Source organism: Streptomyces sp. NPDC058685 (assembly GCF_042714725.1).
Lineage (GTDB): Bacteria > Actinomycetota > Actinomycetes > Streptomycetales > Streptomycetaceae > Streptomyces.
On record NZ_JBHXSL010000039.1, the window covers coordinates 1 to 10,620 of the forward strand.

The 10,620-nt window shown below is 70.7% G+C and carries 9 protein-coding genes; 7 read left to right on the forward strand and 2 right to left on the reverse strand.

Features of this window, described 5'->3' with window-relative positions:
• Positions 1–144: 144 nt before the first annotated feature.
• Complete coding sequence (locus ACFWU3_RS26245; RefSeq protein WP_384442331.1) at positions 145–2,793, reverse strand: GNAT family N-acetyltransferase; 2,649 nt, start codon at positions 2,791–2,793, stop codon at positions 145–147.
• Between the two features lie 108 nt (positions 2,794–2,901).
• Here ACFWU3_RS26245 and ACFWU3_RS26250 point away from each other — a divergent pair, with 108 nt between their 5' ends.
• Positions 2,902–3,627, forward strand: a complete 726-nt coding sequence (locus tag ACFWU3_RS26250; RefSeq protein ID WP_384442334.1) for a siderophore-interacting protein — start codon at positions 2,902–2,904, stop codon at positions 3,625–3,627.
• Positions 3,628–3,757: 130 nt separating this feature from the next.
• Here ACFWU3_RS26250 and ACFWU3_RS26255 read toward each other — a convergent pair whose 3' ends face one another.
• Positions 3,758–5,662 carry a Xaa-Pro dipeptidyl-peptidase gene (locus tag ACFWU3_RS26255; RefSeq protein ID WP_384442337.1) on the reverse strand — a complete coding sequence of 635 codons (1,905 nt, stop codon included), beginning with the start codon at positions 5,660–5,662 and terminating at the stop codon, positions 3,758–3,760.
• 167 nt (positions 5,663–5,829) lie between these two features.
• Between ACFWU3_RS26255 and ACFWU3_RS26260 the strand changes: the two genes are divergently transcribed.
• The 6 genes from ACFWU3_RS26260 (at position 5,830) to ACFWU3_RS26285 (ending at position 10,607) form a co-directional block, all read left to right on the forward strand.
• Positions 5,830–6,318 (forward strand): GNAT family N-acetyltransferase, encoded by a 489-nt coding sequence (locus ACFWU3_RS26260; RefSeq protein ID WP_384442340.1) that lies wholly within the window; start codon positions 5,830–5,832, stop codon positions 6,316–6,318.
• A 340-nt stretch (positions 6,319–6,658) separates the two neighbouring features.
• Entirely contained in the window at positions 6,659–7,426 is a 768-nt protein-coding gene (locus ACFWU3_RS26265) for an ABC transporter substrate-binding protein (protein WP_384442524.1), read from the forward strand.
• Positions 7,393–8,223: an amino acid ABC transporter permease gene (locus ACFWU3_RS26270; RefSeq protein WP_384442343.1), complete on the forward strand. Its 831-nt coding sequence runs from the start codon at positions 7,393–7,395 to the stop codon at positions 8,221–8,223. Before ACFWU3_RS26265 ends, ACFWU3_RS26270 begins: the two co-directional genes overlap by 34 nt.
• Positions 8,224–8,230: 7 nt before the next feature.
• The gene (locus ACFWU3_RS26275; RefSeq protein WP_384442346.1) at positions 8,231–9,079 is read left to right on the forward strand and encodes an amino acid ABC transporter ATP-binding protein; all 849 of its coding nucleotides are present in this window, start codon (positions 8,231–8,233) and stop codon (positions 9,077–9,079) included.
• A 79-nt stretch (positions 9,080–9,158) separates the two neighbouring features.
• A complete protein-coding gene (locus ACFWU3_RS26280) occupies positions 9,159–9,674 on the forward strand; it encodes a hemerythrin domain-containing protein (protein WP_384442349.1) in 516 nt (171 codons plus the stop codon).
• 141 nt (positions 9,675–9,815) lie between these two features.
• Positions 9,816–10,607, forward strand: coding sequence for a uracil-DNA glycosylase (locus tag ACFWU3_RS26285; RefSeq protein ID WP_384442352.1), 792 nt, complete (start codon positions 9,816–9,818; stop codon positions 10,605–10,607).
• Positions 10,608–10,620: the final 13 nt, after the last annotated feature.

A 10,620-nucleotide genomic window follows, 5' to 3' on the forward strand; every position in this document is an offset into this window, starting at 1 on the left:
GGCGGCACTGTTGTGTTGCAAATGCCGTTGGGCGATAAACCGCCGCCAACGTGTGCACCACCCCCCCGGCCCGCCGCCGGTGGTCCCGCGGGGGCGGCCCGGGCATGTCAGTGCCTGTGGAGGTCCGGTCGGCGGTCGGGTGTGTCACGGTCCGACGAGCGCCCATCCGTCGAGCGTCTCACGGCTGAGAAAGGCCAACTGCGCCCTCTTCTCCGGCTTGTCGATCTCGGGGCCGAGCACGAAGCCGGACCGCACCATGCGGGCGACGGCCTTCTCGTTGCGGGCGTCGGGCTCGACGACCACCCGCAGGACCTTCGGGTCCTTCAGGACGAACCCCACCAGTGCCGCCAACAGGGCAGTGGTGAACCCGCGCTGCGATCCGCCCGCGGCCGGAGGGCCGACCAGCAGGTGGATGCCGAAGTCGCCGGGCTGCACGTCGTAGCACTCACCGACCGGGTCGGCGCCCGGCTCGTACGTCTGGAACAGTGCGACCGGCTCGTCGTCGAGGTGGACGAGGTAGGCGTGGTGGGTGGCGAGCGAGTCGACGAACTCGTAGATCTCCTGGACCTGTTCGCGCGAATGACCGCCCATGCCCCAGTACCGGGCGCGTTCCTCGGTGACCCAGCGGTGGACGAGGGCCGCGTCGGCGGCGGGGTCCAGCGGGACGATGCGGACCGTGCCGAACCCGTCGACGGCGGCCTCGTGCACGGCCGTTCGGGGGCGGGTGGTGTGTTCAGCGGGCATGACTTCCTCGGTGAGTAGGTTCCAGTCGGTGACGACGGGCACGAACCCGCCGTGCAGCCACAGCGGCAACTGGTCGCGCCGGTGCGGGTCGCCTGCGGCTCCGGAGGCGCCGAGCGGCACCACCCAGAGGCTGTCGTCGCGGCGGGCCAGGTCCCAGACGTACCGCGCGGCAGGGCCGCGGGCGCTGAGGTCGCTGACGCCCGGGACGCTGGAGGTGGACAGCACACAGTCCTGGTCGCCGGAGAGCCCCGGCCAGTCCTCCGGCTCGCCGTCCGGCTCCGCCTGCCAGGGCGCGAGCCGGTGCGTCTCGCCCCAGGTGGCCGCGGTCGGTGCCGTGGCGGCGGCCTCCGCCAGGGCCGTCCGCACGAGCTCCTGGCGGTCGATTTCCGGCAGGGCGGAGGTCACCAGCAGTCCTTCCAGGGCGAAGGCGACCTTGGGGACCAACGCCAGCCAGGGCCGCAGTGCCTCGGGGTAGGCGGCGAGGTCGAGCTGCTCGGTGAGCTTCGCGAGCGCCGGGTGCTCCGCGACCAACCGCACCACGACGGAGCGCAGCCGGGCGTACACCGCGGCGTCCTCGCTGTCGGCGTCCATGCGGCGGTTCCAGCCGACCAGCCGCTCCCGAAGCCGGGCCGCCTCCGGGCTCAGCCCCTCGGCGCCCGCGACGAGCCACAACAGCGGCTTCGCCGAGTCCAGTTGGGTGTCCATGTGGACGGTGGCCATGCCCGCGGCGGTCCAGGAGCGCTGCTCGTGCAGCAGGGTACGGATGCGCTCGGCCCGGTGCGGGGGAGCGAACTCGACACCGAGTGGGCCGGCGATGCTCCTCTCGTTGGCCATCACGGCGATGCCGTCGACGCGCCGCCGCGGTGACTCGTGCCAGCCGTCCCAGTCGTGACCCGCCTCCCACGCCGGTACGACGCGCAGCATGTTGTCCGGGTGGCGCACCGGGACGCGTCCCGCGACGCGGTGCAGCACCCCGCCCTCGGTGTCGGCGGCCTGGACCACATTGACCGGCTCGGCCCATCGGTCGAAGGCCCGGTCCACGTCGTCGACCGTGCGGGCCCGCAGCAGCGCGGGCAGTGCGTCGAAACCGAGTTCGCCGGTGACGCGCGGTGGTATGCGCAGGCTGATCGACTCGGCCGCGCCGGGGCCGCCGATGATGACGGGGCCGCGTTCGGTCTCCACGACCTCCACGGTGACGGGGTCGGCGTCCGCCACCTCGATGGTCTCGCCGTGCACGGAGACGGAGCGCCATCCGTCCGGGCCGAGCGCCTCCAACTGCCCGTCACGGTGCCGGAATCGCTCGCGGTAGAGGTCCTGGTAGTCGGTCATCGCGTTGGTGATCGCCCAGGCGACCGAACCGGTGTGGCCGAAGTGGGCGATGCCGGGGACTCCCGGCACGGCCAGTCCGACGACGTCGAACTCCGGGCAGGCCAGGTGGATCTGCTGGTAGATGCCCGGGTCCTCGATGAACCGGTGCGGGTCGCCGGCGATGAGCGGGGCACCGCTCGCCGTACGGTCCCCGTCGACGAGCCAGCCGTTGCTGCCCGTTGTGCCCATGCCGTCGGTGGCGAACAGATCGATCGCGTCCTCGCCCAGTGCCGCGGCGACCTCCTCGCGCCACAACTTGGTGGGGAAGCCCGCGAAGAGGATGTGCGTGCTCAGCCAGATGCCGAGAGGCACCCACGGCTGCCACGGCGCCGGTCGAAGACCTGTCGACGCGAACTGCGGTGCGCGCCGCGCTCCTTCGTCCAGGCCGGCGTTGACCCCGTCGACATAGCTGGTGATCCACGACGCCGTCGCGGGTTCCAGGCGCTCGAAACAGCGCCGCGCGGTGTCGTCGAGACGGGACTGCCGGGCGAACCGGTCCCAGCCGACGGCTCCGCTCCCCAGGAAGGACGCGGAGGTGCCCCGCGCCCTGTGTCTCTCCACCTCGATCTGCCACGCCCGGTCGAGGGCGGCATTGCGCCCCTGCGCCCAGGCGAGTTCGGCCGCGCTGCCGGCCCGCAGATGCGGGACCCCCCAGGCGTCGCGGTAAATCCTGATGTCCACTTTTCCCCGCCCTGTTGGCTCATTCCCCCGAGTGCTTAGGTTAGGCTGGCCTAATTAGAGCACGGATGTTCGGGAGACAATCCCGGACCAAGGGGGAAGGAGCGGGCTGTGGGGCATGGCTGGGAGGGCGTCGTCCTCAAACTGATGCGAGGCAAGGACTTCGCATTCACCGTGACAGGAAGCGAGGACGTCACCGACCACTTCCGGCGGGTGCACTTCACCGACGGCGGCATGCTGGCGCAGACCGGGGTCCACCCCACGATGTGGGTCCGGGTGTGGTTCGACAACGCCGGAAAGCCGCATCAGCGCGCCTACACCCTGGTGGAGGCCGACCCCGACGCGGGGACGTTCAGTCTCGAATTCGCCCTGCACGACGGCGTCGCCAGCGAATGGGCGCGGAAGGCGCAGCCCGGCGACACCATCGAGGCGACCCTCCAGGGGACGGGCTTCACCACGCCCGACCCGCTCCCCGGCAAGCTCCTCGTCGTCGGCGACCCCGCCTCGCTGCCCGCCATCAACTCCCTGCTCGCGGCGCTCCCCGCCGTGCCGGCGGTGATCTGGTTCGAGACGACGCACGACTGTGACAAGGAGCTGCCGCTGCGCCTGGACCCGGCTCTCCACGAACTGCGCCTGGTCCCGCGCCGCGAGGCCGGCAACCACCTCGTCACGGAGGTGAAGGACGCCCTGCCCGGCCTGCTGCGCGACAACCCCGGGGCATATGTCTGGGTCGCCTGCGACACGGCGACGACCCGCTCGCTCAGCACCTTCGCGCGCAAGGACCTGGCCCTGCCGAAGGAGCAGGTCAACGCCCTCGGTTACTGGCGCGCGGCCTGACCACGACGGAACGCCGCCGGGGCCGGCCGTTGCCGCCCCGGCCGCCGCCCGTCAGGGCCCCGACGGCCCGCAGGTGTCACCACCCGGCGGGCCGTGGGTGCCGCCGCGAATGCCCGACAGCCCTTGGGCGTCACCGCGCCGCCGCCACCGGCAGCGTGATGCTGCTGACGCCGGTGCGTACGGTCATCCGGGTCCCCGCCGGGTACCGCAGCGTGTAGTCGTGATCCGTCGAGATCAGCACCACGCCCAGCCGGTGCCCCTTCTTGAACACATGGTCCTGGGGCTGCATCGCCCACTCCAGCCGGTACTCGCGCCCCTCGACCACACGGTCCTCGCGGGAGAGCGAGTGACGGTTGCGGGCGTCCAGCCAGCCGCGGGAGACGATCTTGAAGTCCGTCGTCTCGGTGCGGTGCGCCGTGCGGTAGGCGCAGCCGGTGTCCCCGGGGATGCCCTCGCCGTAGCAGACGAGCTGCGTCGTGTCGGTCACTGTGCCCGCTGTCGCCCGGGTGTCCGGGCCGTAGTCGACGAGCAGCGCCGTGACGTACGGCGATGTCCCGTCCAGCGAGGCCCGCACCGACACCTCGGGCACACCGTTGACCCGCAGATCGCTCGCCAGCGGGCCGGTGGTGTACGCGAGCCGGTTCGGGTCGGGGCTGTCGGGATCGGCCACCAGCCTCTCCGCCGGCAGGGTGCGGCCCGCGTCCGTGAGTGACTGCCTCACCTGCGCTCCCGGCAACGCCCCCAGCCCACGGAATCCCAGACGCAGCGTCAGATCGCGCGTACCGCGGGCAGGCCAGTCGGACTGACGGCGCCAGCTGAAGTCCGCCTGCTCGACCTCGACCGGCGGCTCGTCGAGCGCGCCGTTGTCCAGGTCGTACAGCCAGTAGTCGAACCACTGGTGCAGCTGGCGAAGCCACTCCTCCATCCGCAGCGGCATCGGATTGATGTGACCGGCCTGGTGCAGCCACATCTTCCGAGGCACGTCGTGCTTCTTCAGCGCCTGCCACAACTGACCGAAGTGCTGCGTCTTCACGTTCCAGTCGTTGCCGCCGTGCACCGCGAAGACACCGGCACGGATCCTGCCGGCATCCCGGAGATAGTCGCGCTCGGCCCAGAACCTGCTCCAGTCACCGGTGACGCGGTCCTGCTCGGCCGTGAGGCGGTCCAGCACCGGCCGGCAGATCTCGCGGTCGGTGCGGCTGTAGACGCCTTTGGCGAGAATGTCGGTGTCCTCGCCCTGATAGCCGCCCGGAGCCACCACCCCGCCGCCCGCCCGGTAGTAGTCGTACCAGGAGGAGATCCCGGAGATCGGCACGATGGCTTTCAGACCTCTGACACCCGTTGCGGCGACGGCGGTCGGCAGCGTCCCGTTGTAGGAGATCCCCATCATGGCCGCGTTGCCCGTCGACCATGCGGCGCCCACCGGCCGCCCGGCCGGATCCCAGCCCCTGGCGCGGCCGTTCAGCCAGTCCACGGCCGCCTTGGCGCCGAGCGTCTCATTGCGTCCGCCGGAGGTCGGGCAGCCGGTCGAGTCACCGGTGCCGAGGCTGTCGACCTGCGCGACCGCGTACCCGCGTGGCAGGAAGTAGTTGTCGGTGTAGCCGGGGAACGGCACCGAAGGACCGATGAGCCCCGGCAGCCGGGTCCGGTCGCCGAGCCGCCGGCCGTCGGGCAGACCGTCCTCGTCGAGATCCACCGGGTGGAACGGCACATCGTTGCCGCCGCCCCAGTACGGACTCGCTTCGATGATCGTGGCGACCCTGAGCCCCGCGTCCGTCTCCTTCGGGCGCAGGATCCGCATCCGGACCGTGTCCCGTCTGCCGTCGTGATCGCTGTCCGCCTCGGTCTCGACATCGACGAGCTGAGAGACGGCGTCGGCGCGGGAGAAGGCGGGTTCGGTCCGGTTGTCGACGACCTTCAACGCCGGCTCGTCGTCGCCGTGCGCCACCGGCGCCGGAAGCGCGGTGAGCAGGGAGGCGGCGAGCGCGGTGACGCCGAGGCTGCGTGCCGTGCGTAATGCGGTGGGTCTCGCCATCGTGTCTCCAGGGCCCGGAAGGTGACGATCACGCGGGGAGCGCGCGCACATTCCACCGCGTGCACGCGCCGCACGCCAGACACACTCCCGCCACTTCCGCCCCATGGCGCAAAGGGCCGCCCTCGGCTCCTTCGCCCGACCGATCACCCGCGAGGAATACTCGTTCCATGCAGTCGGACATGACAGGAGCCGGACGGGGCGGTCGGCGGCAGGCCGTGCTGATCCGGCGGGCCACCGCCCGGGACGCGAAACGGCTCACCGCCCTGGTGCGCAGGTCGCGCGCCTACGAGGGCCCCTACGCCCCGATGGTCTCCGGCTACCGGGTCGGCCCCGACTACATCGAGACCCACCGGGTCTTCGCCGCGGCCGACGAGACCGGAGCGGTGCTCGGCTTCTACGCGCTGCTCCTCGACCCGCCCGAGCTGGACCTGATGTTCGTCGCCGACAGCGCGCAGGGCCGGGGCATCGGCCGGCTTCTCGTCGCCCACATGGTCGCCGAGGCGAAGGCGGCCGGGATCGAGGCCGTACGCGTCGTCGCCCATCCGCCCTCCGAGGGCTTCTATCTGAGTGTCGGTGCCCGGCGGACCGGCACGGTACGCGCCCGTCCGCCCGCGGTGATGTGGGACCGGCCGGAACTGGTCATCGACACGGACTGACCGCGTACCCCGGGTCGGACGACTGCCCTCTCCCGCGCGACACGGCATCGGTACCGCTGTCCGCGACCCCCCCTTCCGGCCGTTCGCCCGGCTCATGGTGCCGGGTCGACGATCACTCAGAGCCGCAGGCCGGACACCGTGTCGGACCGGCCTGAACGCATGGTGGACAGCTCCCTCACCTACCGCCGCCGGTGCCTTACGATCGCGACGGACGGTCTCGTCGTGTCACCGCCCGCCCTGTACCCCATGGAGGTCACCCGTGTTCTGGACGGCCAGAGGACACCGCAGTCACCGCAGCAGCTTCCGCATCCGCGCCGCGGCCGGTGCTGCCGCCGCGGGGATGTTCCTTGCCGTCGGCTGTTCCTCCGGCAGCGACGGTCCGGGAGAGGCCGCGGGCGGTGTGCCCGTCGTGGAGAAGGGCAAGCTGACCACCTGCACCCACCTGCCCTACCCGCCGTTCCAGTTCGAGAAGAACGGCAAGATCGTCGGCTTCGACGTCGCCCTGGTGGACCTGGCGGCGAAGAACCTCAAGGTCGAACAGAAGATCCTCGACACCCCGTTCGAGAACTTCAAGACCGGTGCCTTCCTCAACTCCGGCGAGTGCGACCTCGCGGCAGCCGGCATGACGATCACCGAGGAGCGCAAGAAGAACGTCGACTTCACCGTTCCCTACTTCGACGCCACCCAGGCACTCCTGGCCACCAAGAAGAGCGGTGTGACCTCGCTCGCCGATGTGAAGGCCAAGAACAAGAAGCTCGGCGCACAGGCGGAGACCACCGGCGAGAGCTACGCCAAGGAGCAGGGCTTCAACCCCGTCGCCTTCGAGAGCTCCGACGCCGTCCTCAACGGTCTGCGCACGGGCCAGGTCGATGCCGTCGTCATCGACTACCCCGTCGTCCAGGGCTGGCTCAAGGACAAGAAGAACGCCGCCGAGTTCGCCCTCGGGCAGAACATCGAGACCGGTGAGCAGTACGGCTTCACGGTGAAGAAGGGCAACACCAAGCTCCTCGCCGCGCTCAACAAGGCGATCACCGACGCCCGCGCCGACGGCACGTACAACAAGCTCTACCAGCAGTGGATCGGTCCGCTGCCCAAGGCTTCATCGTGACCTCTCGGCTGACCAAGCGGCAGCAACGCCGCATCTCGCAGGGCATCCAGTACGCGGTCTTCGTGGCGGTGCTGGTCCTGATCGGCGTCTTCGCCGACTGGGGCCGGCTCCAGCAGCAGTTCGCGCAGACCGACCTGGCATCCCGGCTCTTCCCCGACATCATCACCATCGCCCTGCGCAACACGGTGGTGTACACCCTCTCCGGGTTCATCTTCGGGCTGGTGCTCGGGCTGATCATCGCGCTGATGCGGCTGTCGTCGGTGGCGCCCTACCGGTGGTTCGCCGGCGTCTACATCGAGGTCTTCCGCGGTCTGCCCGCCCTGCTGATCTTCATCTTCGTCGGCGTGGCCGTGCCGCTCGCGTTCCCGGGGGTGGAGATCCCCGGCGGCACGTACGGCAAGGTCGCGCTCGGCCTCGGTCTGGTCGCGGCCGCCTACATGGCGGAAACGATTCGGGCGGGCATCCAGGCGGTCCCCAAGGGGCAGATGGAGGCCGCCAGGTCGCTGGGCTTCTCGCACGCCCGCGCCATGGTGTCGGTGATCATCCCTCAGGCCTTCCGCATCGTCATCCCGCCGCTCACCAATGAACTCGTCCTGTTGTTCAAGGACTCCTCGCTGGTGCTGTTCCTGGGCGTGACGCTGGAGGAACGCGAACTGACGAAGTTCGGCCGTGACCTCGCGAGCGAGACGGCCAACTCCACCCCGATCCTGGTCGCGGGCCTGTGCTACCTCCTCGTGACCGTGCCGCTGAGCTTCGTGGTGCGCCGCCTCGAAGCGCGCGCCGACAAGGCCAGGTGAGGACGAGATGCCGAAAAAGACGGAGACCGCGGAAACCATGGCCACCGACCGCCCGGAGATCGAGATCCGAGGGCTGCACAAGTCGTTCGGGACCAACCATGTCCTGCGGGGCATCGACCTGGAGATCGGCCGTGGCGAGGTGGTGTGCGTCATCGGGCCGTCCGGCTCGGGCAAGTCGACACTGCTGCGCTGTGTGAACCTCCTGGAGGAGCCGAACGAGGGCCAGGTCTTCGTCGGCGGCACCGAGGTCACCGACCTCGATGTCGACATCGACGCCGTGCGCCGGCGCATCGGCATGGTCTTCCAGCAGTTCAACCTGTTCCCGCACGTGAGCGTCACCGAGAACCTCACCCTGCCCCAGCGCAGGGTGCTCCGCCGGGACAAGGCGCAGGCCGCCGCCGTGGCCCGGGAGAACCTGGCACGCGTCGGGCTCGCCGACAAGGCTGACGCCTACCCGGCGCAGTTGTCCGGCGGACAGCAGCAGCGGGTCGCGATCGCCCGGGCCCTGTCGATGGGCCCCGCGGTGATGCTCTTCGACGAGCCGACCTCGGCGCTCGACCCCGAACTGGTCGGCGATGTGCTGTCGGTCATGCGGCTCCTCGCCGCCGAGGGCATGACGATGATGGTCGTCACCCATGAGATGAGCTTCGCCCGGGAGGTCGCCGACCGGGTCGTGTTCATGGACGAGGGTGTGATCGTCGAGCAGGGGCCGGCGGCGCAGGTCGTGGGCGACCCGCAGCACGAACGGACGAGGAACTTCCTCAACCGCATCCTCGATCCCGCTGCTGCCGCCGCACCCGTGGCCGAATCGCAGGACCGGCTGCGGAAGTCGGTTGACGGGCCGTCCGAAGAGTGATGGGATCCCACGTCAGCGTCGCGGTGTACCCGGCAAAGAGACCGCCGTGGACATGGAGGCGCCGCACCATGGGACCCCGATGGACACCCCTGTCGAACCCGACGGCCGCATCACGGCCCTCGGCAATCAACTGATCGGCATTCATCTCGCGCTCCGCGAGGAACTCGAACAACTCCGCGAGGAACTCGAACAACTCCGCGAGGACGCCGACGCCTGGCTCGAAGGCCGGGGCGCACGGCCGCGGGAGCTGCGGGCACACTGTCTGGCCTTCTGCTCAGCCCTCACCCGGCACCACACCGGTGAGGACGGCGGAGCCTTCCCGGCGCTGGCCCGGCAGCACCCCGAACTCCGTCCCGTCATCGAGGAGTTGGAGCACGACCATCAGACGGTCACCGAGATCCTGCGTGCTGTGGAGGACCTCGTGGCCGACGAGGCGGCAGTCGACCCCGCGCGTCTACGGGCCGAGCTGGAGGGCCTCACCGCGCTGCTGGAGTCGCACTTCGCCTACGAGGAGAAGCGGCTCGTGGCCGCGCTGAACGCGCTGCCCGCGGGAGCCGGGGACGCCGAGAGCCTGCTCGGCACACCCGGCACCTGAACGCCTGACCGTCCGACCGCACGGCGGCCGGGACGCCGGAGCACCGGGCTCCCAGCTCTGCGCTCCGGGCTTCGGCCGTCCCGGCCCGCCGTGCGGTCCTCGGATCACGCGGGTCCTGCCCCGTCGCACTAGCGTGGACGTATGCGCCCGCACGACACCACAGGTCCGCCGCCCGAGCCCGACGACGGCGACTTCCCCGCCCGCCGCGCGCCGCTCTGCGGAGATGTCGCCGAGCTGGATGCCGTCGTCACCGGGTGCCGCGCATGCCCGCGCCTCGTCGCCTGGCGCGAGGAGGTCGCCGTCGTGAAGCGGGCGGCGTTCCGGGACTGGGAGTACTGGGGCCGCCCCGTGCCCGGCTTCGGTCCCACGGACGCGGCTCTGGGCGTGGTCGGACTCGCCCCCGCGGCCCACGGCGCCAACCGGACCGGCCGCATGTTCACCGGCGACCCCTCGGGAGACTTCCTCGTCAAGGCGCTGTACCAGGTCGGACTCGCCTCCAGCCCGACGTGTACCGATGTCGACGACGGGTTGGAGCTGTACGGGTTGCGGCTCACGGCGCCCGTCCGCTGCGCGCCGCCGCAGAACAAGCCCACACCGGCCGAGAGGGACACCTGCCGCCCGTGGCTGGCACGGGAGATCGAACTGCTGAGCCCCTCGCTGCGCGTGATCGTCGTGCTCGGAGCATTCGGCTGGCAGGCCCTGCTGCCCGTCCTGCGCGATGCGGGCTATCAACTCCCGCCGCGTCGTCCGGCGTTCGGCCACGGTGTGCACGTCGTCCTGCCCGGGCCCGGTGATGCCCGCGATCTGCAGCTGCTCGGCTGCTACCACCCGAGCATGCGCAACACCTCCACGGGGCGGCTCACGCAGCCGATGCTCGTGGAGGTGTTCGACCGAGCCGCGGACCTCGCGGGCCTGGAGCGACGGGACGGGTGAGTGGCCCTGTCCT

Excerpts from the sequence above, each read along its gene's own strand:
- ACFWU3_RS26280 (WP_384442349.1), top strand. The coding sequence starts at position 9,159 with ATGGACACCCCTGTCGAACCCGACGGCCGCATCACGGCCCTCGGCAAT.
- ACFWU3_RS26260 (WP_384442340.1), top strand. The coding sequence starts at position 5,830 with ATGCAGTCGGACATGACAGGAGCCGGACGGGGCGGTCGGCGGCAGGCC.
- ACFWU3_RS26265 (WP_384442524.1), top strand. The coding sequence starts at position 6,659 with ATGTTCCTTGCCGTCGGCTGTTCCTCCGGCAGCGACGGTCCGGGAGAG.
- ACFWU3_RS26255 (WP_384442337.1), bottom strand. The coding sequence starts at position 5,662 with ATGGCGAGACCCACCGCATTACGCACGGCACGCAGCCTCGGCGTCACC.
- ACFWU3_RS26275 (WP_384442346.1), top strand. The coding sequence starts at position 8,231 with ATGCCGAAAAAGACGGAGACCGCGGAAACCATGGCCACCGACCGCCCG.
- ACFWU3_RS26285 (WP_384442352.1), top strand. The coding sequence starts at position 9,816 with ATGCGCCCGCACGACACCACAGGTCCGCCGCCCGAGCCCGACGACGGC.